Source organism: Mesorhizobium sp. M0016, assembly GCF_040324035.1.
GTDB lineage: Bacteria > Pseudomonadota > Alphaproteobacteria > Rhizobiales > Rhizobiaceae > Mesorhizobium.
In genome coordinates, this window is record NZ_JAMYVM010000008.1 from 23,236 (window position 1) to 48,618 (window position 25,383).

Here is a 25,383-nt window from a genome sequence, read left to right on the forward strand (position 1 = left end):
CGAAATTTCGCGGGCATGGAAGGGGCTCGGCAGGAAAATCGGCTAATCGCCGGGCGCATAGCTGCCGACGTTGATCGCACCCACGCCACATTTTGCCGATAGCCGGCTTGGACTGCCTCCAGATCAAGCCCAGATTGCCGATGCCACGTTTGTCCCGCGTTGTTGCGTTTTCCTCAGCCGTGCTTGCCATGGCTGGTGCGGCTTTCGCCGACCCGCCGGCGCCGCCTGCCCCGGCAAAGCCGAAGCAAATCGTCATCATCTCGTTCGATAGCGCCCGGGAGATCTCGCAATGGCAGCGCAGCCGGGCGCTGGCCAAGCGCACCGGCGCGCATTTCACCTACTTTTTGTCCTGCGTCTTCCTGCTGTCGCCGCAGACGCGGGCCGACTACACAGCTCCGGCCAAGTCCGCGGGCAAATCCAACATCGGCTTTGCCGCTTCGAAGCAGGACGTCGCCGATCGGCTCGATCAGATCGGGCTCGCCGCTTCGGAAGGCCACGACATCGCCAGCCATGGCTGCGGCCATTTCGACGGCAAGGACTGGAGCAAGGCCGACTGGCTGAAGGAATTCGCCTCGTTCGAGCGCATTCTGGAAAACGCCTATGCGATCAACGGTATTGAACCCGAGCCCAAGGGATGGCGCGATATTGCCCATGCCGTTGTCGGCTTTCGCGCGCCGTACCTCTCGACCAGCAAAGGGCTCTATGAGGCCCTGCCTGAAGCCGGCTACCACTATGATGCCAGCGGCGTTTCGAAAGGCCCGGTCGAGCCGCCGACCGGCGGCGGCTTGACCCGCTTTTCGCTGCCGCAGATCCCGGAAGGCCCTGATGGTAGGCTGGTGATCGCCATGGACTACAATCTCTATGTCAGGCATTCCGGCGGCTTCGAGCGGCCAAGCCAGGCGGCAGACTTCACCGAGCGGACGTACCAGGCGTTCCGCGCCGCCTTCGACAGGCAATATCAGGGCAAGCGCATCCCGCTGGTGCTCAGCTTCCACTTCACGCCGATGAACAACGGCGCCTACTGGGACGCGCTGGAGCGCTTTGCCGGCGAAAACTGCGTCAAATCAGATGTCGAGTGCATCAGTTTTCGCGATTATGTGCAGCGGCAACGTGGTAGCGAGAGGCAGGCGGCGGTGGGCGGCTGAGCCGCCAACCGTCTATGCAGATAGGATCAAGCCGGGTCGGGTTCCTTTGCCTGGCGCGCGAGGAAACGACGATCGATATCGGGAAGCGGCTCGCCGTGGATAATTGCCTCGAAGGCACGCAGGCGCTTGTAAATGGACAGAAGCTCGACAATCGTTGTCCACGCATTGACGAGATATTGGAACGAGGAGCGCACTTGCCCGAAGGCATCGAGAATTCGGTTCAATAGACCCAAACTGATTTTGGCGGCCACCATCGTTGGGACCAATACTATATAAGGGAATATATTATCTATCTGAAGATAGAATATGCGAGCCACATTGAAATACATGTAGTGGAAGTAAAGCCTAAAGTAATTTCGCCGCACGTTGTTAAATAGTTCGGCGACAGTGGGCGGCCGAGCACGATTCGGATCATCTTCACCATAAACAAGTTCTTTTCGATAGGCAGCCTCGACGCGCTGGTTACGGAATTCGAGGCCTGGCAACTTGATGCCGACGAGCGCCAAGAAAGTAGTCCCAAAAATCGACCAAACAATCGCTACCACCACTAGGGAGTAAGGGACCTCTCCGACGATTGGCAATTCAGTTACATTTTTCGACAGAACGAGGAGAACGGGCAAGAATGCGATCAGCGTCATTACCGAGCGGACCAAATTCACACCGAGTGCTTCCATCGTCGTGGAAAAGCGCATGGTGTCGTCCTGGACACGCTGCGACGCTCCTTCGATAGTGCGAAGCCTGTCCCAATAGAACATGTAGTATTCATTCATCGCCGTGCGCCAGCGGAAGATCCAATGGCTCACAAAAAATAGGTTAAGGACACCCACGGCAACGGCCAATCCAGCGACCCAGGAGATGGTCAGCAGTTGGCTGTAGAAATCCCACGGCGTTGTCGAATACGCCTTGCCGAGCGCCCGCTGTATGAGATCGTAGAACGGTCCGTACCAAGCGTTAAAGGCTACATCCACTTGAACCTGGAAATAGATCACGAAGAGAATGAGCGCGGACCCAAGGATCGACCAGTTCTGCCAAGGATGGGGTGAATACCACCTCCAAAAGCCAGCGAAAAGCGCTACGCCCGTGCCGTAGTATAGGTAGAACCAGACGAACGGGTCAGACCAAAAGACTTCAACGCCAACGGGCGTGTCGGCTGCCACCGGAGCAAGCCCAATCAGGGTACCCAGCTCTTGGCCGCCGAAAAACCAAATTATGATGAGCAAAAGGCTCCAGACGGCGGCCGAGGTGAAAAACAGCTTCGGCTGCGGGAAGAAGGATACGAACACTGTGGTGAAATCCTCGGTCGGTGCGCAAATCAGCGGGGTTCAGCGGGCATAAAGTCACACATTAGGTGGAAAGCAAATGCCCGTACCCGATGCCCGGCATCGAGCAAGACCACAATCATGGCGATTTTGGCGCGGCCGACCAGGTGATCCCAGCAGATACCAGCAATACGCCAGCAGCGACGATCGAGGCCAGGAAGAAGTTGCCCGAGGCTTGCGCCAGCAGTCCGGCGACGATCGGGCCGACGATCTGGCCGATGCCGAAGGAAGCGGTCATCAGCGCAAAAATCCGGCGCGGCGCCTCCGGCACGAGCTGCCTTGCCGTCTGCAGGCCGAGCGCGGTGATGGCGATGAAGGTGCCGCCGAGCAGGACGCCCGCCAGCAGCGGCCCGGCGGTGCCGCCGATGGCGACGCTGGCGGTGACGCCGACCACCTCGACCAGGCAGCCCACGGCATAGGCGGTATAAAGCCCGATCCGTGCCGCTACCTTCTGCCACAGCCAGACCGAGGGAAAGCCGGCAAGGCCGGTGACCATCCAGACGCTTGCCTCGAAGACGCGGCCGCCGCCGCCCTGGCGCACGATGGCGACCAGGAAGGTCGCCGTCACCACATAGCCGAAGCCGAACAGGCCGTAGGCAACGATGACTTTTGCCAACGACCGGTCCCTCGGCAGTGCCGGTTCGCGGTCGGCCACGCCGCGGCCAGGTGCGGTGCTGCCGGCGAGCAAGGCGACCATCGCAAGGCCGCCGGCGGAAATCGCTGCCGACCACAGCCAGCCCGAAGCCCAGCCGGCATGTTCGGTGACCAGAACCGCCATCAGCGCTGAGGATGCCGCGATGCCGAGGCCGACGCCGCCGAAATGCAGCGCCTGCAGGTCGCTTCTGTTGGCGGCTGCCAGGTGACCGAAGACGATCGAGGCCATGAACACCATGACGAAGGCGCTGGCGAGACCGGCAAGGAAGCGGAGGACGACAAAGGCGGTCATCGTCTCGCTCAGCCCCATCAGGGCGGCGAGCGCAGCACTGGCGGCAAGGCCGCCAAACATCAGCAGGCGCTCGCGCCCATGCGCCCAGCCGCCTGCCGCCGCAAGCGCGCCGACGAGGTAGCCGAGATAATTGGCCGACGCGATCCAGCCGGCATCGGCCGGCGACAGATGCAGTTCTTCCATCATTCCGGGCAGGATCGGCGTGTAGACGAAACGGCCAATGCCCATGGCAACGGCCATGGCGATCATGCCAGCGAGAGCTTGGCGCAAGGGTGATGGAGCGGCGTTCATTGCAGCGCACCATAGAATTGGCGACCGATGAAACAATCCGCTTTGTGTTGGGCCAGCGGGCGCGACTAACGCCCCCGCATCTCAGCCGCAGCCGACCGCCCCGGTCTCGTAGGCGGTGCGGCGCGCCGTCAGCCGGAACGGGATATCTCCGAGTTCGCGTTCCGACATGGTGTCCAGCACCGGATGCGACAATGGGTCGGTAACCCAGTCGATGACATCGCCGCCGTGCATCCCATCATAGCGGTCCGGCCGGAGGCCGGCAGCGGCTAAGATCTTGAACAATGATACGATCGTCATCCTCGCCTCCTCGGTCTGACTGTCCCACTAAAATCTGCCTTGTCGGGCTGTCTTTCAATTGAGATTTCAGCCGCGCCGGTTTAGAAAAACTGAAATGGCTATGCTGAACCGCGTCCATCTCAACGGCCTGCGCGCCGTCGAAACCGTCGCCCGCCTCGGCTCGCTCGCGGCGGCGGCCGGCGAACTCAACGTCTCGGTCAGCGCCGTCAGCCAGCAGATCAACCGCACTGAAAAGCAGCTCGGACAGGCGCTGTTCGAACGCACCGCAAGCGGGCTGGTGCTGACCGAATTCGGAACGGTTTTTTCCGCCCGGCTGGGCGCCGGTTTTCGCGAGCTGGCGCAGGCGGTGGCGCTGGCCGATGAGGCAAGCCAATGCACGCTGGTGGTTTCGGTGGCGCCGGCCTTCGCCTCGAAATGGCTGCTGCCGCGATTGTCGCGGCATTTCGACCGCCATCCCAACGTGCTGCTGCGCATCGACGCCTCGGTGCGCCTCGCCGATCTCGAACGTTCCGACATCGACATCGCCATCCGGCTTGGCGACGGCAAATGGCCGGGCGGCCGGGCGGAACTTTTGTTGGCGCAGGAAGTCTTTCCGGTCTGCGCGCCGGTGATCGCCAAGAAACTGAAGTCGATCGAAGACCTGGCGCAGACCTGCGCCATCACCGACGAGCGGGCGATGATCAACTGGGAGAGCTGGTTCAAGGCTGCCGGGGCCGAGCCGGTCAGCTTCCGCAAGGGCGCGCGCTTCACCGACCCGATGCTGTGCCTGGAATCGGCAATCGCCGGCCACGGCGTCATGCTCGGCTGGCAATTGCTGGCCGCCGATGCGCTGGCCGACGGCCGCCTCGTCGCGCCTTTCGGCGTGCGGGCGCAGAGCGGCCTCGGCTACTGGCTGGTGACCTCGGCCACCAAGACCGAAAGCCGCAAGGTGCGCGATTTCAAGATCTGGATCCGCGAAGAGATCGCGGCGACCGTGGCGCAGTTCAGCGCGCTGGAAAGCGCTGCCTAGGGCTGTCCGTCGCGACGGTGCTGGAAAGGACAGCCGCGCCGGCCTATGTTGGAACTCTCACTCCCGGACCAAGGCAGGCAGGATCATGACCACACATTCGCGCGGCGTTTCCGCAACCATCGACCCGGTGAAGCTCGACAGGCTGGCGGAAGTCGCCATCAAGGTCGGGCTGCAATTGCAGCCGGGGCAGGATCTGGTGCTGACCTCGTCGATCGCCGCACTGCCGCTGACCAGGCGCATCGTTGAGTACGCTTATAAAGCGGGCGCCGGCCTGGTGACGCCGATCTTCAACGATGACGAGATCACGCTGGCGCGCTTCCGCTACGGCGCGGATGCCGGCTTCGACCGCGCCGCCGGCTGGATGTATGAAGGCATGGCGAAGGCCTTTTCCAACAATGCGGCGCGGCTTGCCGTGCGCGGCGAGGACCCGTCGCTGTTGTCGGCGCAGGACCCGGCGAAAGTGGCGCGCGCCAACAAGGCGAACTCGATGGCCTACCAGCCGGCGCTGGAAAAGATCACCGGCTTCGACATCAACTGGAACATCGTCGCCTACCCGGATCTCGCCTGGGCAAAACAGGTCTTCCCCGGCGATGCCGACGATGTCGCCGTGGTGAAGCTCGCCGATGCGATCTTTTCGGCATCACGGGTCGATGTGGAAGACCCGATCGCAAACTGGACGGCGCACAATGCAGCGCTGCGCGGCCGCACAAAGTGGCTGAACGAGCACAATTTCCATGATCTGCATTTCAGCGGCCCGGGCACCGACCTCACCGTCGGGCTGGCCGATGGCCATGAATGGATGGGCGGCGCCTCGACTGCCAAGAACGGCGTCACCTGCAATCCGAACATCCCGACCGAGGAGGTCTTCACCACGCCGCATGCACGGCGCGTCTCCGGCCGTGTATCCTCGACCAAGCCGCTGTCCTACCAGGGCACGCTGATCGACGATATCTCGGTGCGTTTCGAAGAGGGCAGGATCGTCGAGGCCAAGGCTTCGAAGGGCGAGGACGTGCTGAAGAAAGTGCTCGACACCGACGAGGGTTCGCGCCGGCTCGGCGAGGTGGCGCTGGTGCCGCATTCCTCGCCGATCTCGGCCAGCGGCCTGCTGTTCTTCAACACGCTGTTCGACGAGAACGCCGCCTGCCACATCGCGCTCGGGCAGTGCTATTCAAAATGCTTCGTCGACGGCGCCTCGCTCACCCAGGACGAAATCGCCCAGCGCGGCGGCAACAAGAGTTTTATCCACATCGACTGGATGATCGGCTCCGACAAGATCGACATAGACGGCGTGCACAAGGATGGCCGCAAGGTGCCGGTGATGCGCAAGGGTGAGTGGGCGTAAGCTCGCGGAGGGCGGATGGGTTTCGACCTGACGGTCAAGCGAATTTACGAAGCACCCGCGCCCGATGATGGGCAGCGGGTGCTGGTTGATCGCATCTGGCCGCGCGGCATCAGCAAGGAGGATGCCGCGCTGACGCTGTGGCTGAAGGAGATCGCGCCGAGCGATGAATTGCGGAGGTGGTTCGGACATGAGCCGGCGCGATGGGCGGAGTTTCAGGTGCGGTATTCGGTCGAGCTGGATGGGAATAGAGAAGCGGTGGCGAAACTGCGTGGCTTGCTCGGCAAGGCCAAGGTGACGCTGCTTTATGGCGCACATGACGAGGCGCATAACAATGCGGTGGCGTTGGCGGGGTATTTGCGCTGGACGGGTTGAGAGACAGCGAACCGCTGCATACGCCGCAAGCGAAAGCCTTCACAATTAGCGATCGCCCTCCACGCGTTCGTCATCCTCGGGCTGACCCGAGGATCCTGTGTGTTGTTCCCATGCTATGTTTGGGGTGGGAAGGAGACCGACAGGATCCCATGGTCTGCGCTGCGTCGCTTCGAACCTAGCTTCGCCACAGGATGACGAAGCGAGGCGACGCTACTTCACCACCCCTTCATAAGCCTCCGGCTTGAAGCCAACCAAAATCTCATCCCCGACCTCGAGCACCGGGCGCTTGATCATCGTCGGGTTGGCCAGCATCAGCTTCCTGGCCTTCTTCTCGTCGAGCCCTTGCTTGTCCTTGTCCGGCAGTTCGCGAAATGTGGTGCTGCCCTTGTTGAGCAGCTTTTCCCAGCCAACCTTGCCGACCCACCCGTCCAGTCTGCCCGCCTCTATCCCCTCGGCCCGGTAGTCGTGAAAGCGGTAGGGCACAGCATGGCCCTCCAGCCAGGTGCGCGCCTTGCGGATCGTGTCGCAGGTGGTGATGCCGTACATGGTGATCGTCAAAACGCGCTTCCCTCGACTGACAGTCGAATCCTCAGACAGCCTAAAACCGCCCTCCCCGCTTTGCCAGCGTCCCAATCGCTAGCGGCGCTTTTTTAGAGGTTGCCAATACTAAGGAAATTTCCTAAGTATCTGCTGCACCGCGTCGACAGACCTCAGGATCGCCCATGCCAAGCCTCCACGCCCCAACTACAAGTCTCCCGCCGATCGACGGCATCTTCCGCGCGCTGGCTGACCCGACGCGGCGGCGCGTGGTCGAGCGGTTGAACCGCAGTCCGGCCTCGGTCAGCGAGTTGGCGCAGCCTTTCGAGATGGCGCTGCCTTCCTTCATCGAGCATCTGAAAGTGCTGGAAGGCTGCGGTCTGGTGCGATCGGGAAAAATCGGCCGCACCAGGACCTATCAGCTGGCGCCCGAACCGCTGCAGCTCGCCGAAAACTGGCTGGCCGAACAGCGCACGCTGTGGGAGCGCCGACTCGATCAATTCGACGCCTATGTGATGAGCCTCAAGGAGCCAGGAAAGTGAGCTATCCCTTCAAGCCTGACCCCAGACTGGACCTTGTGCTGGAGCGCAAGCTCGACGCGCCGCGCGAACTCTTGTGGAGCGCGATGACGGTGCCGGAGCATGTCAAGCAATGGTTCACGCCCAAGCCCTGGCTGATCACCGATTGCGAGATCGACCTTCGTCCGGGCGGACTGTTCCGGACGCGCATGCAATCGCCCGACGGCAAGGAGGTCAACGACCGCCATTGCTGCTATCTCGAGATCGTGCCGAACGAGCGGCTGGTGTGGACCGATGCGCTGCTGCCGGGCTATCGGCCCTCCGGCGAGCCCTTCATCACCGCAGTCATTTCGCTTCAGTCGGATGACAAGGGCACGCGCTACACGGCAACGGCCATCCATCGCGACGAGGCTACCCGCAACAATCATGAAGAGATGGGGGTTCTTCGACGGCTGGGGCACGGTGGCCGATCAGTTGGCGCACTATGTGAAGACCATTTGAGCTTTTCCCACTGCGGCCAGGACTTTGTCCCGGCCGCCTGGTTTTTGGGTCGTGCAGCGAAGTGCGCCGGAACCCTACGGCACCCGGGCTCAGTAGTAGAAGCGCTCTTCGGTGATCTTGCCGTTCTTGACCGTGTACAGGCCAACCTCGTCCATGGTGACCCGTTCGCCGGTCGCCTTGGGCGTTATGTCGAACTTGAAGCGCACCGCGAACTGGTCGCCGTTGACATAGGGGCCTTCGACAGAGCCGCCATGGACTTCGTGGTTCTCTTGCCACCATTCGCCCTTTTGCCTGAGAGCCTCCTTGCCACGGGCGATGGCCATCGGCCCCTCCATGGCTTCGAGGCTGACGATATCATCGGCATTGTACTTTTCACCAGCACCCAGGTGATCCCCCTGCTGGAGCATTTCAGTGAAATCCTTGGCAACATCCGCGATGGTCATGTGTGTTCCTCCTGTTCAGACTGGTTTGAAGTAGGTAAGCGCTTGCCGGCCCGCCACCTTTACCCGCACGACAGCTGACAAGGTGTGTCAGGACGATGATATAGCGCGGCTGTGTGACGACGATTGCGGCGGCGTCGGACAGCGACTTCGGTTGCAGACAAAAGCCAAGTCCGCAATGCTGGGTGCATGTGCAACCTCTACAACATCACGACGACGCAAGAGGCGGTCCGCCAATGGACCCGCACATTGCGCGATATCAGCGGCAACCTCGAACCTTCGCTTGATGTCTACCCCAATCAACCTGGGCTTGTCGTTCGCAACAGGACGGATGGGGAGCGTGAACTGGCGAAACTGCTTTGGGGTTTGCCAACGCCGCCCGAGCGCATGAAAGGTAAGGCCGACTACGGCACCACCAACGTTCGCAATCCGCAATATTCGCACTGGCAGCAATATGTGGGCGTCGAACACAGATGTGTCGTGCCGGTGACCAGCCAGCGAAATTACTGGTTTGCCCGTGGCGAGAGCCGGCCGCTGTTCTTCTTCGCTGGTTTCTGGACGTCTTGGCAGGGCGTGCGAAAGGTGAAGGACGGTCCCGGCGACTTCGAGCTATACGCCTTCATGACCACCAAGCCTAATGCTCTCATTGCGCCGATACATGAGAAGGCTATGCCCGTGATCCTCACCACGCCGGAGGAAACCGAGGCTTGGCTGACGGCGCCATGGTCGGAAGCACGGCATTTGCAGCGGACGGCGCCCAACGACGCGTTGGTGATCGTTGAGAAGCCAGCCACACAGATCAAGTTCCCACCACGGGCCCCGGCCCAAGGGTCTCTGTTTTAGCCCGAAATCGGCTCTCCTCAATCGTCGTCTCGCCAGATTACCCGGCGAACCATGCGGATTTCGACAAGACGTCTGACGCGAATTTTAAGGCGTTCAGCAGCGCTTGGCAGAATGATGCCTGCATCGAGCTCACGACCTTTGCAGCGCTCGCACCGCATGTGCCGCTCCACATCCCAAAAGGGGATATCACCAACCAGCTTTGCGAGATCGCCAGGCAGATAGTGTCGAGTGATGTTGCAGTTCCGACATCGAACACGAATTAGCTGCCCGACTTCATGCGCCAAGCAGAGGGTTTGCACATTTCGGCGCGGTCGGGTGCTTAGTTCGGGCATCCCGCAAAGTAGGAATATGTTCCTTTGCGAGTCAATTCACACTTAATTCCACCTTGGCGATCTTCACAGCAGGTTAAATCCAACCGTCGATGAAGGGATTGGGTTGGATCAGCTCGGCAGCATAGGGCAGTTGGCACCACGGCGCAGGCTGATATGCGCCACGTCGCCGACGCTGAATTGAAAGCCCTCGGCCTGGCGCGGCGCATCGATCACCACCGGCAGCCCCTGCCCGAGTTCGGCATGCAGGCGCAGCGTGCGGCCGTGGAAGACGATGGAGTTGACGCGCGCCGGCGTGGTGCCGGCGGCGGCGTCGGTGGTGGCCAGCAGATCCTCCGGACGGACGCCGATGGTGTGCGTCGCACCTTCGCCGGGCGTGTCGCCGGTTTCGGATGTCGCCTCCAGCGAGAGCCCGCCGGCGGCGAAGCGCAGGCGGTCGCCATCGCGGCCGATGAAGCGCGATTGCAGCAGGTTCATCGTGCCGATGAAGCTCGCGACGAATTTCGTCGCCGGCCGGTCGTAGAGCGTGGCCGGCGGCGCGATCTGCTCGATGCGGCCCTTGTTCATGACGACGATGCGGTCGGAGATCGACAGCGCTTCGGTCTGGTCGTGGGTGACCATGACGAAGGTGGTGCCGAGCCGCGACTGCAGCCGCTTCAGTTCGACCTGCATCTGTTCGCGCAGATGCGCATCGAGCGCCGACAGCGGTTCATCGAGCAACAGAACGCGCGGCTCGCAGACTATGGCTCGGGCGAGCGCGACGCGCTGGCGCTGGCCACCCGACAGTTCGGAAACGCGGGCGCCGAGCTTGTCGGCGAGGCCGACCATGTCGAGGGCTTCGCGGACGCGCTTTGCCTGCTCGGCGCCGGACAGTTTGCGCAGCGACAGGCCGAAGCCGACATTCTCGGCGACGTTCATATGCGGGAACAGCGCATAATCCTGGAACACGGTGTTGACGGGACGGTCGAACGGCCTGAGCGCGGTGATGTCGCGGCCGTCAAGCAGCACCTTGCCGCTCGACGGGCTCTCGAAACCGGCAATGACGCGCAGGCTGGTGGTCTTGCCGCAGCCCGAGGGCCCGAGCAGGGTGATGAACTCGCCGCTGATAATGTCGAGATCGACGGCGTCGAGCCCGACAATGCCGCCGGGGAAAACCTTCGAGACCGTGTCCAGGCGTACCAGCGCATCAGGCGCCATCGCGAACCTCGGACGGCTTGGTGGTGTTGACCCAGAGGATCTGGCAAGGCTCGGTGCCGGGATTGCGGAAGGCGTGCAGAAGCGTGCTCTTGAAGGCAAAGGAGTCGCCGCTTTTCAGCACGTATTTTGTCGAGTCCACCACCAGTTCGACCTCGCCCGACAGGACATAGCCGAACTCGTGACCGATATGCGCATAGGCTTCCGCCGTGCCGCCATCGGCTTCCACCGTCACCAAGAGGCCGGTCAGCGCCGCGCCCGGCGGCGACAGCAGCGCCTTGGCGATGCCTTCCGACTTGACCGGGAGCTGCCGCCTTTTGTCGGCGCGCACGCAATAGAGATCGTTGGCGGCTTCGTTGCCGTCGGTGATCAGCGCCGAAGGCTCGATGTCGAGCGCGGCCGCAAGCGGCCAGATCACCTTGACGCGCAGCGAAGACAGGCCGCGCTCGATCTGGCTCAGCGCACCGATGGAGACGCCGGCTTTTGCTGCCAGCTCGGCCAACGACAAATTGCGCTCCAGCCGCAGCGCCCGCACGCGCCGGCCGACGCGGATGTCGGCGTCGGCCTTGGGCTTCTCGGTTGCGTCGTCAAGCATGTCCATGCGTGGGTCCTCGTCTCTTTATTGGCGCGGCGCGGGGTTGATAGGCTCCCCCTTCTCCCCTTGTGGGAGAAGGTGTCGCCGAAGGCGACGGATGAGGGGGGTTCCAGCGGAGTGAGACGTTGGCGTTCCTTGGAACACCCCTCATCCGTCTCGGCGCTGTGCGCCGATCCACCTTCTCCCACAAGGGGAGAAGGGGACACCCCAGCCTCAGCTCACCCCCCAGCCTTCACTTTCTCGAACATCTTCGCCACATCGTCGTTCTGCTTCATCGGGCCGGTGAAGATGGTGGTCTTCAGCATCACCTCCGGGTCCGCCGGCAATTGCAGCTTGTCCAGTTCGTCCTTCGCCACGCCGGCGAAGGCGGTGCTCAGCGAGCTGCCATAGCCGTAGGCCTGGATCAGGTACTTACCCGAGTCGGCGTCGAGCCGGCTGTTGATGAAGTCATAGGCGAGGTCGACGTTTTTGGCGTCCTTGAGCATGACGAAGCCGCAGGCCCAGGTCAGCATGCCCTCCTTCGGCTTCATGAACTCGACCGGCACGCCCTGCTTCTTCAGCGAGGTTGCCGACGCGTTCCAGGTCATGGCGGCGACCAGCTGGCCGCTGGCCAGCGCCTGTTCGACCGAGGTCATGTCGGTGGTGTAGTTGGAGAGCAGCGGACGCTGCTCGCGCAATTTTTCCGCCACCTTGTCCATCTGCTCCGGCGTCATATCGAAGGGGTTTACGCCGGCCAGAAGTGCTGCAACGATCGGCGTGTCATGCACGGCATCGATGGTCGCCATGCGGCCGGCATATTGCTTGTCCCACAGAAGGTTCCAGCTCGCTTCCGGGTTCTTCACCAGATCGGTGCGGTAGAGGATCGAGGTGTTGCCCCAATCCCACGGCACCATCCAGACCTTGCCGTCGCCGGCCTGGATGTCGGGCAGGTTCTTGAACACCGGGAAGATCGAATCCCAGTTCTTGATGCGCTTGGTATCGATCGGCTGCAGCAGGCCTTCCTTGTTCCAGCGCGCCACCTTGTCGTAGCAGGGATGGGCGATATCGGGGCGGAAGCCGGCCTTGACCTTGGTGAAGGCATCGTCGTCGTCGCCGAAGATCGAGGCCTCGACGCCATCGGGATGGGCCGTCAGGAAGCTCTTGTTGAAGTCTGGCAGTTCATAGCCGGACCAGGTGAAATATTGCAGCTTGTCGGCGGCGAAGGCGACAGTCGACGACAGGACGATTGCAAGCGCGGCAAGCCCGGTGCGGGCTGTCTTTGCAGTGATCGATTTCGGGCCAGTGATCGATTTCAGCCCAGTAATTGATTTCGGGTCGAATGCCATTTCGGTTCTCCTCTTTTGTTATGGGTCAGGCTGGACTGGTGGGCGCCGTCCGACGGGCTGTGCTCAGCCCGCGATGGCGCAGGATTTCGGCGATGCCGGCGATGATGACGGACACAGCAAGGATAGCTGTCCCCAGCGCCATCACGGTCGGCAGCGAGCGAGGAAAACGCAGTTGGCTCCAGATGTAGAGCGGCAGCGTCGGCTCGGTGCCGGCGAGGAAGAAGACGACGATGAACTCGTCGAAGGAAATCAGAAAGGCCAGCATGAAGGCCGAGACGATGGCCGGCAGCGAGAGCGGCAACATCACCCGCCGGAAGGTCGTCCAGTCGGAAGCGCCGAGATCGAGTGCGGCCTCGCGAATGGTTTTCGGAATTGCGGCAAACCGGCTGCGCATGACCACCACGGTGGTCGGCAGCGCCACCAGTATGTGGCCGAGAACGATGGCGATGCGCGACGGGCCGAGGCCGATGAGATTGACGAGGATCAGCAACGATATGCCGACGATGACGCCGGGGATCAGGATCGGCAGCCTGGAGATGGCGCTGATGGTGGCGGCGAGCGGCGAACGACCGTAGAGGTCCATATAGGAGACGGTGATGCCGCAGAGCGTGGCGCCGGCGGCGGCCACGACGCCAATGACGAGACTGTTCAAAAGCGCGCCGGACAGCGCCGGATTGCCATAGAGCGTGGCATACCATTCGAGCGTGAAGCCCTGCAGCGGAAACGCGGCCTGGATGGAGTTGTTGAAGGAAAACAGCGGGATCAACAGCAGCGGCAGATAGAGGAAGACGAGATAGGCAAGCACATAGACGCCGAGCCAGCCGCGGCCATCATCTCTCCGCGCCGCGCTCATGTGCGGCTGCCGAATTTGCGGTCGGCGCCGCGTGCGACCAGCACCACGCAGAGGATGACCAGCATCACGCAGACTGAAAGTGCCGCCCCGAACGGCCAGTCATTGGCCTTGCCGAACTGCGACTGGATCAATGTGCCGATCATGGTGCTGGCGGGACCGCCGACCATGGCCGGGGTGACATAGTCGCCGACCGTCGGCACAAAGACGACGAGGGCGGCCGCCAGAACGCCCGGCATCGAATTGGGCAAGACGACGCGGCGAAACGCCGTGAACGGTCTGGCGCCGAGATCGGAGGCGGCTTCGAGCAGTGATTTCGGGATGGTGTCCAGCGCCACATAGATCGGCAGGATGGCGAAGGGCGCATAGGCATGCGCCAGCGTGACGACCACCGCCGCCGGCGTGTTGAGGAAGGCCAGCGTCGGCTCCGACCAGATGCCGCTTTCGATCAGCGCCGAGTTCAAGACGCCGTTGTAGGCGAGCACGATCTTCCAGGCGAAGACGCGCAGGAGATAGCTGGTCCAGAACGGCAGGGTCACCAGAAACAAAAGCAGGCTGCGGCGGCGGCCGGCATAGAAAGCGAGATAGTAGGCGACGGGATAGGCGGTGACGACGGTCGCCAGCGTCACCAGGCCGGCGATCACCAGCGAGCGCAGCGTCACCGTCCAGTAGAGCGGATCGGAGACCACGGTGATGAAGTTGCCTGCCGTGAAGCCGGCGCCGAGCAGCGAACCGTCATTGCCGCGAAGTGAGAGGAAGAGCACAAGGCCAAGGGCAAACAGGATCAGGAACAAGGTGACCAGCCCGCCCGGCAGCAACATGGCGAAGCGGAAGCCTCGGGACGACCCTGCCGGCGCTTCTGTTGCAACGATGCTCGACATCGGACTGCTCAACGGAAATATGAAATCGGCTTAGCTTTTTTCATATTTGTGAAACTGTCAAGCTGAATCCACGAGGCCTAGGCGACCGGCACCCAATCAGCGCTTGAAGGCGTCGAGCATCCGGTACCAGGCGATGGTCGCGGCGACGCCGACCTGGCGGAAGGCGTGGAACGGGATCGGCCGGACCGGCGACAGCGGGAACGGCAATTGATTGACATCGCCGCCCGCGAGGTAGCCCGCCATGCGTTTTCCCAGCGCGGTCATCAGGCCGACGCCCCTGCCCTGGCAACCAACCACGGCGAGCAGGCCCTTTTCCGGCTCATGGATGTGCGGCAGGTGATCCGGTGTCATCGCCACACGACCGAACCAGCGTTTCTCGATCGAGATATGGGCCAAGGCCGGATAGAGCCGCACCAGCGCGCGCTGCAGATGCGCCCAGTCGGCCTCGCTCCTCGGCCGCGCCATGCGGCCGCGGCCGCCAAGCACCAGATGGCCGTCGGTTGTTTTGCGGTAGTAGACGAGAATGCGCCTGGAGTCGGACACCGCCTGCCCTTCCGGCAGGATCGTCGCCGCAAGGTTGGATGACAGCGGCGCGGTGGCGACCTGGAAGGAATGCAGCGGCACGATCGTTTCGGCGAGGCCCGGAAGCAGTCCATCGGTATAGGCGTTCGTCGCCAGGACAACCGCTTTCGCCCGCACCTCGGCGCCGTTTTCGGTTGAAACACGCCAAAGGCCGGCCTCCTTGCGGAGTTTCACCACCTTCTGCCGCTCGGCAATGCTGGCGCCGGCGGCGGCAGCGATGCGCGCCAGTTCCACTGTATAGGCGAGCGGATCGATGATGCCGGCGCGGCGGTCGAGCCAGCCGCCGAGATAGCCTTGCGCGCCGGTCATATCGGCGATCTCGCTTTCATTCAGAAGCCGGACATCGGCGCCGCGCGCCCGCCATTGACGATCCCTGTTCGCCGCCGCTTTCAATGCGGTTTCGGTATGCGCGGCCTGGATCCAGCCCTTGCGCGTGAACGGCACCGCCAGCTTTTGGTCTTGGATGAGATCGAACACTGTATCCGCCGTCGAGGCGGCGAAATCGACCAAAGCCTGGCCACGCTCGGGGCCGAAATGCTCGAGCAGCCATTCGGGATCATATTTCAGGCCGGGAATGACCTGGCCGCCATTGAGGCCCGAGGCGCCCTGGCCGATCTCGCCGGCCTCCAGCACCTGTACACCGAGACCGAGCCGGGCCGCGTGCAAGGCGGTCGACAGGCCCATGAAGCCGCCGCCGACGATTGCAACGTCGACCGGCGCAGTGACGAGCGACTGGAAGGCGGATGCGGTCTGCGGCTTCTGCCAGGTCGGAACGGAAAACGGTGTGGGCAAGGCGTCACCTGGAGTATGCGTAAAATGAAAATGCTAGTGCCAGTTTCATTTTTTTGAAAGAGCGGCGTCATGTCAGAACCGACAATTGCCTGCGCCACGGGATAGACCTTTGGCGTGAAACCGGTGAAAGTGCTGCGCCCTTGGGCCAGCTCGCATCTTGATCATTCAAAGGACCGTAAGCCATGACGAACCCAACGCAGCTTCCCGCCGACGGGCTCTTCATCGGCCGTGCCAGGGCAGGCGAAGCCTCGCATCCTCTGGTGGTCACCGTGCGCGACGGCATCGTTTTCGACATCACCTCGACCACCGCACCCACCGTGCGCGACATTTGCGAGATGGCCGATCCGGCCGGACACGTGCGCTCTGCCAAGGGCAAACCGATCGGCTCGCTCGATGCGATCGCCGCCAACAGTTTTCAGGCTACCCGCGACCCGGCAAAGCCCTATCTGGTCTCGCCCATCGACCTGCAGGCGGTGAAGGCTTCGGGCGTCACCTTCGTCGTCAGCCTGCTCGAACGCGTCATCGAGGAGCAGGCGCGCGGCTCGGCGGAAAAGGCCGACGCCATCCGCGCCGACATTGCCCGGCTGATCGGCCACGATCTGTCGAAGCTGAAGCCCGGCTCACCCGAAGCGGTGGAGATCAAGGCCAAGCTCATCCAGCGCGGCGCCTGGTCGCAATATCTGGAAGTCGGCATCGGCCCCGATGCCGAGATCTTCACCAAATGCCAGCCGATGGCGTCCGTCGGCTTCGGCGCCGATGTCGGGCTGCATCCTGTCTCCACCTGGAACAACCCCGAGCCGGAGATCGCCATGATCGCCGCCAGCACCGGCAGGATCGTCGGCGCCACCATCGGCAACGACGTCAATCTTCGCGACGTCGAGGGACGCTCGGCGCTGCTGCTCGGCAAGGCCAAGGACAACAATGCCTCGGCCTCGCTTGGGCCCTTCATCCGGTTGTTCGACGCAAGCTTTTCCATCGACGATGTCAAGCGCGCCACGGTGCGGCTGAAGGTCGAGGGCGAGGACGGGTTTTCGCTGGAGGGCGCGAGCTCGATGGCCGAGATCAGCCGTTCGCCCGAAGAGCTGGTCGCGGCCGCCATGGGGCCGCACCACCAGTATCCCGACGGCTTGGCGCTTTATCTCGGCACCATGTTCGTGCCGTCGAAGGATCGCGGCGAGAAGGGCAAGGGATTCACCCACAAGATCGGCGACATCGTCACCATCTCGTCGGAGAAATTCGGCGCGCTGGTCAACCGCGTGCTTCTGTCGCCCGATTGCCCGCACTGGACCTACGGCGCCAGCCATCTCATGCGGGACCTCGCCAAGGCCGAGCTGATCTGATTTCGGAGCAGCCGGGACGAACGGATAGCCGATAAACGTTCGTATCCGGTCCCTGTAAGCCGTTTGTTAGCGGAATCCGGGTGACTGTATCGGAAATTCGCTCCAAGATCGGGGCGCGGTCTGTGGGGGCCGAATCGCATGCTCGGTTTGCCGATGATATCGGTGCGCAATCTCGCCATGCGTTATGGCGGCGTTGTCGCGCTCAGGGATATGAACCTGTCTGTCGGACAGGGGACGATCCATGCTGTCGTCGGTGAAAGCGGCGCCGGCAAGTCGACGCTGGTGAAGGTGCTTGCCGGCGTGCTCCGGCCCGACAGCGGCACCATCCGCGTCGGCGACCAGATGGTCACCGTCGACAGCCCGATCGCTGCACGCAAGCACAGCTTCGGCGTCGTCCACCAGGGGCTCGGCCTGTTTGCCGACCGCTCGGTGCTGGCCAATCTTTTCGTCAATCGCGAGCCGTTGCGCAATGGCTTCGTCTCCAGGCGCGAGATGGAGGCACGCAGCCGCACCTTGCTTCGGCAACTCAAGCTCGACGTCGATGTCCACGCTCCTGTGGGACAACTCGGCATGGGCGAACGGCAATATGTCGAACTCGGCCGCGCAATTCTGGAAGGCCCGAGGCTGCTGATCCTCGATGAACCGAATTCTGCGCTCGACCGGCGCCAGACCGAGCACCTGTTCACCGTACTAAGTGACCTCAAGGCCAAGGGCACGAGCGTGCTCTATGTCTCGCGCCGGCTGGAGGACGTGTTTGCGATTGCAGACCAGGTCACCGTGATGCGCAACGGCCGTGACGTGCTGACAAGTGAGCGCTCGGCGTTGAGCGAAGCCGATGTGATCGACGCCATGATCGGCCAGCAGCGCGACAGCCTGTTCCCGCCTGCACTGCCGGCCAATGCCAGCACGATAAGGCCGCGGATCACGGTGGAGGGTCTGAGCGGCGGCCGGATTTCCGGCGTCAGCTTCACCGCCCGCTCCGGCGAGATCCTCGGCTTGGCCGGGCTTGAGGGGTCGGGCGTTGAAGACCTGTTCGAGATGCTGTTTGGCCTGCGCGAGGCGCAAAGCGGCAGGGTGCGGCTCCCCGACGGCTACGGCTTGCCTGGAAATCCGACCGAAGCGGCGCGGCGCGGCATCGGCCTGGTGCCGGCCAACCGCCTGTGCAACGGCCTGATGCCCGACCGGTCGCTGGCCTTCAACATAGGCAACATCGCTACCGGCGCCCGCAACTGGGGGTCGCGCCGCTACTCGCCCAAGGCCGCGATCGCCGCCGCCGCAAGGCAGATCGATGCGCTGCGCATCAAGGGCCTGCCGGACGCGCCGGTGAATTCGCTGCTGGCCGGCGATCAGCAGAAGATCGTAATCGCCAAATGGCTGGAGACGGCGCCGCAAGTGCTGCTCCTAGACAATCCGGCTGGCGGTATCGAGGCGGCTGCCAAGCGCAAGATCTATGCGCTGATCAGGCAGATGGCGGCCAATGGCTGTATCGTTTTGCTGCGTTCGGTCGAGCCGTCCGAACTGACCAACCTCAGCAACCGCGTCCTTGTCTTCCACCGCGGCCGGGTCGCCGGCGAGCTGTCCGGCGCCGAGATGAAGCGAAGGACAGTGCTGCAACTGACCACCACCGGCGAGATGCCGGAGGCGGAGCGGCCGAAAAAGAAACTCGTGGGAGCCATGGCATGACACGATTGGATCCCATGCTACAGCTTGCCGGTTCGGCTGCCCACCCGAAGCGCAGCCTTCGCCTGCCCGTCGAACTCAGGCCGCTCATCGGGCTCGTTGTCCTGGTGGCGATTACAGGCTTTGCCCGGCCGGATTTCCTCGATGAGGCCAATGTGCTGTCGTTGCTGGAAACCGCTGCGTATCCCGGCATGCTGGCGATCGGCATGGTGTTCGTGCTCGCACTCCGCGAGATCGACCTTTCCGTCGGCTGGATATTCCATCTCGCGGCCCTTCTCACCGCATTCCTTCTGGCCACCGGCATCGACCCGTGGCTTGCCGCCCTTGCCGGCGTGCTGCTCGGCGCCGGGCTCGGCCTCGTCAACGGCCTGCTGGTGGTGGCGCTGCGACTGCCGGCCATCGTCGTTACGCTGGGCACCTTTGCAATGTTCCGGGGCCTGGCGGCGGTGGCCGTCAAGATGCAAGCGACAGCTCCGGCCAGCCCAGGCGGCGACTTCTTTGAGATCGTTCACGGCAAGCTGTTCGGCCTTGTGCCGACGGCTGTCTTTGTCTTCGTCGCAATGGCGGTGGTGATGCACCTCGTGCTTCACCGCAGCCGCTTCGGCTACCGGATCCAGGCCGTCGGCAGCAATCCGCAGGCGGCGCTCTATGCCGGCATCCCGACAGGTGCTGTGCGGCTGCAGACGCTGGTGTTGATGGGCATCGTCTCGGGGCTGGCGGGCGCGCTGTGGCTTGGCTCTCCCGTTACCGACGTCGACCAAGGCGGCGGTTTCGTGCTGATGGCGATTGCCGCGGCGATCATCGGCGGCACCTCGCTTTCCGGCGGGCGCGGCACCGTCTTCGGTGCGGTGATCGGCATGCTGATCGTCCAGGTCATCTTGAGCGGCGTGACCCTGTTCGGCATCGACGCCGCATGGAGCCCCTTCGTGATCGGCGCGGTGATGGTGCTGGCGCTCGCGCTCGACCGGCTGGACAAGGTGCTGCGCATCCGCCAGGCCGAGCGCTTCCAGGAAAATCCGCGCGCCTGAGTTTAAGCCCCGCCTGCTTGCCGGGAAATATCTCTATCTCTTGGTTGACGCAATTCCGGACGGAAAACCGTTTCACACTTTTCCTGGAATTGCCCTCTAACTGATGCGATCTGATGGGATCGATGATGGCGCGTTGCATCGCGCCACCATCCATTGGGCGGATAGAGGCTTGCCATCGGCCGCAAAAGAAGATGCTCTGCGCATCCGGGTCGGCGCTGGCAGGAGGAGAGGATCAAGGGCATGGCCCGGATCATCGCCGGACGTGGAGGTCGTTTTTCAACATGGGAGGAAAGCAAATGCTGACGAGGCTACGATTACTCGTGCTTGGCTTGATTGTGGCGCTGGCCGTTCCGGCGGCGGCACAGGCCAAGACGTTCTACTGGATTTCGCATGGCGGCCCGGCCGACCCGGTCTGGACCTACTTCCTGGCCGGCGCCAAGCAATGGGCGAAGGACACCGGCAACACCGTCAACACCTCGTTCCACAATGGCGACGTTGCCTCGCAGCAGGAGGCCGTGCGCGCCGCGATCTCGGCCAAGGCCGACGGCATCGTCACCACCAGCCCCGATCCGGGCAGCCTGATCGAAATCGCCAAGGAAGCCAACACGGCCAAGATCCCGATCATCAACTTCAACACGCCCGATCCCAAGGCAAGCTTCGACGCCTATGTCGGCGGCGACAACGTCACCTTCGGCAAGCACTGGGCGCAATATCTGGTCGACAAGGGCCTGGTGAAGAAGGGCGACTTCGTCTGGATGCCGGTCGAAATCCCCGGCGCCACCTACGGCGTCCAGGAAGAGGAAGGCATCAAGAGCGTCTTCGAACCGCTGGGGATCACCTATGAGATCACCGAAGCGACCCTCGACCAGGCCGAAGCCATCAACCGCATGGTCGACTATCTCACCGCCAACAAGGCCAAGGTCAAGGCAATCATCGGCCTCGGCGATCTGGTCACCGGCTCGATCAAGCGGGTGTTCGACCAGGCCGGCATCAAGCCGGGCGAAATCCCGGTCGTCGGCTGGGGCAACTCGCTCGACACCACCCAGGAAGTGCTGACCGGCTACGTCAATGCCGGCCAGTGGCAGGACCCGCAGGCGACCAGCTACGTCGCGCTGTCGCTGGCCAACATGGCGGCGTCAGGCATTCCTCCGGGCTTCAACGTCATCACCGGCGCGCTCTATGAAAAGGACACCGCGCAGGTCTACGACGACATCCTGTCCGGCAAATAACCCAGACCTTCAACAGTCGCGGCCGCAGTCTCGGTCGCGACTGTCTTTTCGCCGAGCCCTTCGCGTTGCGCGCTGGGCTCAGCCTTCCCCTTCCTGTCGCAGGTTATCAGTGGAAAACCGTTCGCTCATCCAACGCCTGATCGCGAGGCCGGAATTCGGGCCCTTCGTTCTGCTCATCGTCGAAATCGCGGTGTTCTGGAGCATCAACCACGATTTCCTGTCGCCGCAGAACATCTCCAACACGCTGGCCTTCACCGTCGAGCTCGGGCTGATCGCGCTGGCGATGACGCTGTTGATGACGTCGGGTGAATTCGATCTGTCGGTCGGCTCGCTGTTCGGCTTTTCGCCGGTGCTGATGTGGACGCTGTTCAACAGCGGCCTGACCTCGCTGGAGGTCGGCTTCCTCGCCGCGCTGCTGATCGCGGCCTTCATCGGCCTGGTCAATGGCTGGTTCGTCACGCAGCTGAAAATCCCATCCTTCCTGGTGACGCTCGGCATGCTGCTGGTGGTGCGCGGCACCGCGCTGTTCGTCACCGACGGCTTTCCGCAGCGGACGTGGAGCGCCGAGGGCAGCTGGCTGGCCGAAGCGCTGGTCGGTGATTTCTTCATCGGCCCGTTCCGCATCTACATGTCGCTCTTCTGGTTCATCGCGGCGGCCATCGCGCTGGGCTACGTGCTGACGCAAAGCCGGACCGGCAACTGGATCCAGGCAGCCGGCGGCAATCCAGGCGCCGCAAGGGCGCGCGGCGTCAACGTCAGCGGCGTCAAGATCGGCCTGTTCGTGCTGTCGTCGGTGATGGCTTCGCTTGCCGGCGTCATCTCGTCGCTGCGCACGTCGGCCGCCAACCCCAACAGCGGCACCGGCTACGAGCTCGAAGTCATCGCCATGGTGGTGATCGGCGGCACGGCGCTGACCGGTGGGCGCGGCACCATCATCGGCACCGTGCTCGGCATCCTCATCCTGCGCGTCATGCGCAACGGCATCGTGCTGATCGGCGTGCCCGGGCTGGCCTACAACATCTTCATCGGCGCCATCATCCTCGGCATGATGGCGCTGCACTCATGGCTGGAACGCCGGCATCAGGCAGGGACCTAGAACCATGGCTGAACCGCTCATCCGCATGTCCAACATCAAAAAGTCCTACGGGCGCGTGCAGGCGCTCGAAGACGCCAATTTTCATGTCAACGAAAGGGAGATCGTCGGCCTGCTCGGCGACAATGGCGCCGGCAAATCGACGCTGATCAAGGTGTTGTCGGGGGCGGTGCCGCTGACCAGCGGCGACATTTTCATCCGTGGCAAGAAGGTCAATCTGCGCAGCACCAGCGACGCCATCGCGCACGGCATCGAGACGATCTACCAGGATTCGGCACTGGTGACGCAGCTGTCGATCGCACGCAACCTGTTCCTCGGCCGCGAGCCGATCAAACCGCCGCGTTTTTTGAACCGCATGGACCAGGAGGCGATGAACAATGTCGCCCGCGACCTGTTGAAACAGGTCGGCATCTCCAAGAACATCCCGCCGACGACGCCGATCGGCTCCCTGTCCGGCGGCGAGCGGCAGGCCGTCGCCATCGCGCGCGCCATGCACTTCGACAGCGACCTGATCATCCTCGACGAGCCGACCAACAATCTCGGCGTCGCCGAGACGCAAGGCGTGCTGAGCTTCGTGCGCAACGCGCGCGATTCCGGGCATTCCTGCATCTTCATCGCCCACAACATCCACCATGTCTTCCAGGTGGTTGACCGCATCGTCGTCATGCGCCGGGGCAAGGTGGTGGCCGACGACATCGACCCGAAGAAGACCAGCGTGGCCGAGGTCGAACGCATCATCACCGGGATGTCGGACAAGGAGATCCGCGACGCCATCATCGAAGGCGGGCCATCGCACGGCTGAACCGTCTTCGCGCCGTCTGGCACGGAAACGCATCCGCTCTAACTCGTTGTAGAGCATGACCTTTTGACGAAACGGTTCCCGTTTGTCCGAGAAAACCGGTTCCCACTTTTCGGGATCATGCTCTATGACTACAGCCATGAAAGCCACCGTTGCCGACATAGCCAGGAGCTGCGGCCTGTCGACCGCGACCGTCGACCGGGTTCTGAACAACCGGGCCGGCGCGAGCGCCGCCAACCGCCAACGGGTGATGGAGGCGGCCAAGCAGCTCGGCTATTTGCCGGTGGTCGATCAGGTGACGCTGCCGTCGCGCCCGGCGCATCTTGAATTCTTCCTGCCGATCGGCGCCAACGGTTTCATGATCGACCTCGCCGGGCACATCGAGGACTATGCGGGGCGCCTGCCGCTGGTCGCCTCGTGCCGGATCCACAATCTCGGCGGCATCTCGCCGGCAGCGCTGCAGGCGGCGGTTGAAAATCTGTCGCTGAAGGCCAATGGCGTCGGCGTCATTGCCGTCGATCATCCGCGAACGCGCAACATATTGCGCGATGTGGTCGAGGCAGGCATCCGCCTTGTCACGCTGGTCTCCGACGTTCCAGCCGCCCCGCGTTCGGCCTATGTCGGCATCGACAACCGGGTTGCCGGACGCACGGCGGCGCTGTTGATGGGGCGCTTCCTCAATGGCCGCCAGGGTCATCTGGCGATGGTCGTCGGCTCGCGTTCCTATCGCGGGCACGAGGAGCGCGAGATGGGCTTTCGGTCGGTGCTGACAGAGGAATTCCCCAATCTCACGGTCTCGAGTGCGGTCGAGATCAATGACGAACCGGAGGGCAGCTACACCGCAACGATGCAGGCGCTGCACAACGAGCCGGAACTGCTCGGCATCTATTGCGTCGGCGCCGGGCGCTCAGGTGTGGCGAGAGCGCTGCTCGAGGCCAAGCCAAAGAAGAAGCCGGTCTTCATCTGCCACGACCTGACCAAGGAAACGCGCGGCTATCTCGTCGACGACCTCGCCGATGTCGTCATCGACCAGAATGCGCGGCTGATCGCGGAGCAATCTGTGATCCGCCTGCTTGGCTCGATCGCATCCGCCGCGCCATACCTGACGAAGAAGTTCATCGAGCCACGGCTGATCTTCAAGGAAAACGTGCCGGTGCAGTGAAGTCGCGCCGTGGCGGTTTGTCCGATTTGTACGACAAGTCGGGGTAGATGCCGCAAATCTGCACAGCAGCCATGCAACTTTCATTGTTGCCGAATCATTGGGCAACTCGTACTCATCTGGGTGTCGGCCATCTACTCCTCCCAGATGCGATGCCGACGCTGAGCGCGGTGCACCTCCTCCCGCATCTCGTTCGAAATCGGCCCGCTGCCACCTCCTCCCGGCAGCGGGCTTTTTTCATTCTCAAATGAATCTAAATTAGAGTTGACGGGCAAGTTCGGAGAATAGCCAAAAGCCCCGCCGGATGATGGGGACTCCTCAACTCCGAAAGCTGGAATTCAGCGCGCCCTGAAAGAGCTGATCAGGCCTTCAGCCATGCGCACGAACTGCGTGCTGGGGCCTTGGCAGCCCATGGTCTGCACGCTGACGCGCGCCCCTTCGAACAGCAGCGACAGCGTATCGGCCAGAAGCTCGGCCTGACCGATGCCCGCATCCCGGCACAGCGCAACGAGGCGATCGCGCTGAGCGCTCTTGAGCTCCTTGATCACGCTCCTGGCGGGATGGTCCGGCTCGGTCAATTCGGCGGCGGCATTGGCCATGTCGCAGCCGCGACCGTCAGCCGCCAGGCAAGCAGCGGCCATGCGAATCCAGGCATGCAACTGGGCGAGCTTGTCGCCGGGATGCTCAGCCTCGAATTGGTCCCACATCGCGGCGCCTTTAGCCGCCGACGCGCGCAGGCACTGGACGATCAGTTCGTCCTTGGACTCAAAATGACGGTAGAGCGTCATCTTGTTGGTGCCGGCGGCTTCCGTGATGGCGTCGACACCGACGCCCTTGATGCCATGCTTGTGAAACATGTCCTGCGCCGTCTCCAGGATTCGATCCCGGGGGCGCACACGATCGGTAATGCCGTCTGCCATCGCAGTCTCCTTGTCTCCCTAAAAATT

Annotated in this window: 25 protein-coding genes and 1 pseudogene; 14 read left to right on the forward strand and 12 right to left on the reverse strand. The window is 62.9% G+C overall.

The features are described 5' to 3' along the window. Positions 1 to 140: 140 nt before the first annotated feature. Positions 141 to 1,145, forward strand: coding sequence for a polysaccharide deacetylase family protein (locus NKJ88_RS14215; protein ID WP_023834492.1), 1,005 nt, complete (start codon positions 141 to 143; stop codon positions 1,143 to 1,145). Positions 1,146 to 1,171: 26 nt separating this feature from the next. Here NKJ88_RS14215 and sbmA read toward each other — a convergent pair whose 3' ends face one another. The 3 genes from sbmA to NKJ88_RS14230 form a co-directional block, all read right to left on the reverse strand. Continuing rightward, on the reverse strand, positions 1,172 to 2,428 hold the full coding sequence (gene sbmA, locus NKJ88_RS14220; RefSeq protein ID WP_023668493.1) for a peptide antibiotic transporter SbmA: 1,257 nt from the start codon (positions 2,426 to 2,428) through the stop codon (positions 1,172 to 1,174). A 115-nt stretch (positions 2,429 to 2,543) separates the two neighbouring features. Further along, positions 2,544 to 3,701 carry a YbfB/YjiJ family MFS transporter gene (locus tag NKJ88_RS14225; protein WP_023738455.1) on the reverse strand — a complete coding sequence of 386 codons (1,158 nt, stop codon included), beginning with the start codon at positions 3,699 to 3,701 and terminating at the stop codon, positions 2,544 to 2,546. Between the two features lie 81 nt (positions 3,702 to 3,782). After that, positions 3,783 to 3,998 (reverse strand): hypothetical protein, encoded by a 216-nt coding sequence (locus NKJ88_RS14230; RefSeq protein ID WP_023668495.1) that lies wholly within the window; start codon positions 3,996 to 3,998, stop codon positions 3,783 to 3,785. 94 nt (positions 3,999 to 4,092) lie between these two features. Between NKJ88_RS14230 and NKJ88_RS14235 the strand changes: the two genes are divergently transcribed. The 3 genes from NKJ88_RS14235 to NKJ88_RS14245 all read left to right on the forward strand — a co-directional run bounded on the left by NKJ88_RS14235 (position 4,093) and on the right by NKJ88_RS14245 (position 6,721). Then, a complete protein-coding gene (locus NKJ88_RS14235; RefSeq protein ID WP_023687096.1) occupies positions 4,093 to 5,007 on the forward strand; it encodes a LysR substrate-binding domain-containing protein in 915 nt (304 codons plus the stop codon). A gap of 85 nt (positions 5,008 to 5,092) precedes the next feature. Continuing rightward, positions 5,093 to 6,349, forward strand: coding sequence for an aminopeptidase (locus NKJ88_RS14240; RefSeq protein WP_023692121.1), 1,257 nt, complete (start codon positions 5,093 to 5,095; stop codon positions 6,347 to 6,349). Positions 6,350 to 6,364: 15 nt separating this feature from the next. Then, positions 6,365 to 6,721 carry a DUF488 domain-containing protein gene (locus NKJ88_RS14245; protein ID WP_023692122.1) on the forward strand — a complete coding sequence of 119 codons (357 nt, stop codon included), beginning with the start codon at positions 6,365 to 6,367 and terminating at the stop codon, positions 6,719 to 6,721. A gap of 210 nt (positions 6,722 to 6,931) precedes the next feature. On the opposite strand, the gene NKJ88_RS14250 is transcribed toward NKJ88_RS14245, so the two are convergent. Further along, positions 6,932 to 7,279: an ArsC family reductase gene (locus NKJ88_RS14250; RefSeq protein ID WP_023709906.1), complete on the reverse strand. Its 348-nt coding sequence runs from the start codon at positions 7,277 to 7,279 to the stop codon at positions 6,932 to 6,934. Positions 7,280 to 7,443: 164 nt separating this feature from the next. Between NKJ88_RS14250 and NKJ88_RS14255 the strand changes: the two genes are divergently transcribed. Together NKJ88_RS14255 and NKJ88_RS14260 are read left to right on the forward strand one after the other, a co-directional pair. After that, positions 7,444 to 7,800: an ArsR/SmtB family transcription factor gene (locus tag NKJ88_RS14255; protein ID WP_352444411.1), complete on the forward strand. Its 357-nt coding sequence runs from the start codon at positions 7,444 to 7,446 to the stop codon at positions 7,798 to 7,800. Continuing rightward, a pseudogene (locus tag NKJ88_RS14260) lies at positions 7,797 to 8,277 on the forward strand (SRPBCC family protein). The gene NKJ88_RS14255 and the pseudogene NKJ88_RS14260 overlap by 4 nt, the downstream one beginning before the upstream one ends. Positions 8,278 to 8,366: 89 nt before the next feature. On the opposite strand, the gene NKJ88_RS14265 reads toward NKJ88_RS14260, so the two are convergent. Further along, positions 8,367 to 8,720, reverse strand: a complete 354-nt coding sequence (locus NKJ88_RS14265) for a nuclear transport factor 2 family protein (RefSeq protein WP_023684393.1) — start codon at positions 8,718 to 8,720, stop codon at positions 8,367 to 8,369. Between the two features lie 186 nt (positions 8,721 to 8,906). On the opposite strand from NKJ88_RS14265, the gene NKJ88_RS14270 reads away from it, so the two are divergent. Next, complete coding sequence (locus NKJ88_RS14270) at positions 8,907 to 9,560, forward strand: SOS response-associated peptidase (protein ID WP_352444413.1); 654 nt, start codon at positions 8,907 to 8,909, stop codon at positions 9,558 to 9,560. A gap of 440 nt (positions 9,561 to 10,000) precedes the next feature. Here NKJ88_RS14270 and NKJ88_RS14275 read toward each other — a convergent pair whose 3' ends face one another. From NKJ88_RS14275 to NKJ88_RS14300, 6 genes are all read right to left on the reverse strand, one after another. Beyond that, entirely contained in the window at positions 10,001 to 11,086 is a 1,086-nt protein-coding gene (locus NKJ88_RS14275) for an ABC transporter ATP-binding protein (protein ID WP_023735598.1), read from the reverse strand. After that, a complete protein-coding gene (locus NKJ88_RS14280; protein WP_023687089.1) occupies positions 11,076 to 11,684 on the reverse strand; it encodes a helix-turn-helix domain-containing protein in 609 nt (202 codons plus the stop codon). The genes NKJ88_RS14275 and NKJ88_RS14280 overlap by 11 nt, the downstream gene beginning before the upstream one ends. A 212-nt stretch (positions 11,685 to 11,896) precedes the next feature. Continuing rightward, positions 11,897 to 13,003, reverse strand: coding sequence for an ABC transporter substrate-binding protein (locus tag NKJ88_RS14285; protein ID WP_023668506.1), 1,107 nt, complete (start codon positions 13,001 to 13,003; stop codon positions 11,897 to 11,899). A 25-nt stretch (positions 13,004 to 13,028) separates the two neighbouring features. After that, the gene (locus tag NKJ88_RS14290) at positions 13,029 to 13,856 is read right to left on the reverse strand and encodes an ABC transporter permease (protein WP_352444414.1); all 828 of its coding nucleotides are present in this window, start codon (positions 13,854 to 13,856) and stop codon (positions 13,029 to 13,031) included. After that, complete coding sequence (locus NKJ88_RS14295) at positions 13,853 to 14,734, reverse strand: ABC transporter permease (protein WP_023747934.1); 882 nt, start codon at positions 14,732 to 14,734, stop codon at positions 13,853 to 13,855. The genes NKJ88_RS14290 and NKJ88_RS14295 overlap by 4 nt, the downstream gene beginning before the upstream one ends. 96 nt (positions 14,735 to 14,830) lie before the next feature. Further along, complete coding sequence (locus tag NKJ88_RS14300) at positions 14,831 to 16,108, reverse strand: NAD(P)/FAD-dependent oxidoreductase (protein ID WP_352444415.1); 1,278 nt, start codon at positions 16,106 to 16,108, stop codon at positions 14,831 to 14,833. 182 nt (positions 16,109 to 16,290) lie between these two features. On the opposite strand from NKJ88_RS14300, the gene NKJ88_RS14305 reads away from it, so the two are divergent. From NKJ88_RS14305 to NKJ88_RS14335, 7 genes are all read left to right on the forward strand, one after another. Beyond that, positions 16,291 to 17,448: a fumarylacetoacetate hydrolase family protein gene (locus NKJ88_RS14305; protein WP_352444416.1), complete on the forward strand. Its 1,158-nt coding sequence runs from the start codon at positions 16,291 to 16,293 to the stop codon at positions 17,446 to 17,448. Positions 17,449 to 17,586: 138 nt separating this feature from the next. Continuing rightward, positions 17,587 to 19,131, forward strand: a complete 1,545-nt coding sequence (locus tag NKJ88_RS14310) for a sugar ABC transporter ATP-binding protein (RefSeq protein WP_352444417.1) — start codon at positions 17,587 to 17,589, stop codon at positions 19,129 to 19,131. After that, on the forward strand, positions 19,128 to 20,156 hold the full coding sequence (locus NKJ88_RS14315; RefSeq protein WP_352444418.1) for an ABC transporter permease: 1,029 nt from the start codon (positions 19,128 to 19,130) through the stop codon (positions 20,154 to 20,156). Before NKJ88_RS14310 ends, NKJ88_RS14315 begins: the two co-directional genes overlap by 4 nt. Positions 20,157 to 20,452: 296 nt before the next feature. After that, entirely contained in the window at positions 20,453 to 21,385 is a 933-nt protein-coding gene (locus NKJ88_RS14320) for a substrate-binding domain-containing protein (RefSeq protein WP_023687083.1), read from the forward strand. A 109-nt stretch (positions 21,386 to 21,494) separates the two neighbouring features. Continuing rightward, positions 21,495 to 22,481, forward strand: coding sequence for an ABC transporter permease (locus NKJ88_RS14325; RefSeq protein ID WP_023668514.1), 987 nt, complete (start codon positions 21,495 to 21,497; stop codon positions 22,479 to 22,481). A gap of 4 nt (positions 22,482 to 22,485) precedes the next feature. Continuing rightward, on the forward strand, positions 22,486 to 23,280 hold the full coding sequence (locus NKJ88_RS14330) for an ATP-binding cassette domain-containing protein (RefSeq protein WP_023668515.1): 795 nt from the start codon (positions 22,486 to 22,488) through the stop codon (positions 23,278 to 23,280). Positions 23,281 to 23,416: 136 nt separating this feature from the next. Further along, on the forward strand, positions 23,417 to 24,439 hold the full coding sequence (locus tag NKJ88_RS14335; protein WP_023668516.1) for a LacI family DNA-binding transcriptional regulator: 1,023 nt from the start codon (positions 23,417 to 23,419) through the stop codon (positions 24,437 to 24,439). 335 nt (positions 24,440 to 24,774) lie between these two features. Here the strand turns inward: NKJ88_RS14335 and NKJ88_RS14340 are convergent, their stop codons facing one another. Continuing rightward, a complete protein-coding gene (locus NKJ88_RS14340) occupies positions 24,775 to 25,356 on the reverse strand; it encodes a TetR/AcrR family transcriptional regulator (RefSeq protein WP_023668517.1) in 582 nt (193 codons plus the stop codon). Positions 25,357 to 25,383: the final 27 nt, after the last annotated feature.

Excerpts from the sequence above, each read along its gene's own strand:
- NKJ88_RS14215 (WP_023834492.1), top strand. The coding sequence starts at position 141 with ATGCCACGTTTGTCCCGCGTTGTTGCGTTTTCCTCAGCCGTGCTTGCC.
- NKJ88_RS14225 (WP_023738455.1), bottom strand. The coding sequence starts at position 3,701 with ATGAACGCCGCTCCATCACCCTTGCGCCAAGCTCTCGCTGGCATGATC.
- NKJ88_RS14230 (WP_023668495.1), bottom strand. The coding sequence starts at position 3,998 with ATGACGATCGTATCATTGTTCAAGATCTTAGCCGCTGCCGGCCTCCGG.
- NKJ88_RS14235 (WP_023687096.1), top strand. The coding sequence starts at position 4,093 with ATGGCTATGCTGAACCGCGTCCATCTCAACGGCCTGCGCGCCGTCGAA.
- NKJ88_RS14240 (WP_023692121.1), top strand. The coding sequence starts at position 5,093 with ATGACCACACATTCGCGCGGCGTTTCCGCAACCATCGACCCGGTGAAG.
- NKJ88_RS14245 (WP_023692122.1), top strand. The coding sequence starts at position 6,365 with ATGGGTTTCGACCTGACGGTCAAGCGAATTTACGAAGCACCCGCGCCC.
- NKJ88_RS14255 (WP_352444411.1), top strand. The coding sequence starts at position 7,444 with ATGCCAAGCCTCCACGCCCCAACTACAAGTCTCCCGCCGATCGACGGC.
- NKJ88_RS14265 (WP_023684393.1), bottom strand. The coding sequence starts at position 8,720 with ATGACCATCGCGGATGTTGCCAAGGATTTCACTGAAATGCTCCAGCAG.
- NKJ88_RS14270 (WP_352444413.1), top strand. The coding sequence starts at position 8,907 with ATGTGCAACCTCTACAACATCACGACGACGCAAGAGGCGGTCCGCCAA.
- NKJ88_RS14275 (WP_023735598.1), bottom strand. The coding sequence starts at position 11,086 with ATGGCGCCTGATGCGCTGGTACGCCTGGACACGGTCTCGAAGGTTTTC.
- NKJ88_RS14280 (WP_023687089.1), bottom strand. The coding sequence starts at position 11,684 with ATGGACATGCTTGACGACGCAACCGAGAAGCCCAAGGCCGACGCCGAC.
- NKJ88_RS14285 (WP_023668506.1), bottom strand. The coding sequence starts at position 13,003 with ATGGCATTCGACCCGAAATCAATTACTGGGCTGAAATCGATCACTGGC.
- NKJ88_RS14290 (WP_352444414.1), bottom strand. The coding sequence starts at position 13,856 with ATGAGCGCGGCGCGGAGAGATGATGGCCGCGGCTGGCTCGGCGTCTAT.
- NKJ88_RS14295 (WP_023747934.1), bottom strand. The coding sequence starts at position 14,734 with ATGTCGAGCATCGTTGCAACAGAAGCGCCGGCAGGGTCGTCCCGAGGC.
- NKJ88_RS14305 (WP_352444416.1), top strand. The coding sequence starts at position 16,291 with ATGACGAACCCAACGCAGCTTCCCGCCGACGGGCTCTTCATCGGCCGT.
- NKJ88_RS14310 (WP_352444417.1), top strand. The coding sequence starts at position 17,587 with ATGCTCGGTTTGCCGATGATATCGGTGCGCAATCTCGCCATGCGTTAT.
- NKJ88_RS14315 (WP_352444418.1), top strand. The coding sequence starts at position 19,128 with ATGACACGATTGGATCCCATGCTACAGCTTGCCGGTTCGGCTGCCCAC.
- NKJ88_RS14320 (WP_023687083.1), top strand. The coding sequence starts at position 20,453 with ATGCTGACGAGGCTACGATTACTCGTGCTTGGCTTGATTGTGGCGCTG.
- NKJ88_RS14330 (WP_023668515.1), top strand. The coding sequence starts at position 22,486 with ATGGCTGAACCGCTCATCCGCATGTCCAACATCAAAAAGTCCTACGGG.
- NKJ88_RS14335 (WP_023668516.1), top strand. The coding sequence starts at position 23,417 with ATGAAAGCCACCGTTGCCGACATAGCCAGGAGCTGCGGCCTGTCGACC.
- NKJ88_RS14340 (WP_023668517.1), bottom strand. The coding sequence starts at position 25,356 with ATGGCAGACGGCATTACCGATCGTGTGCGCCCCCGGGATCGAATCCTG.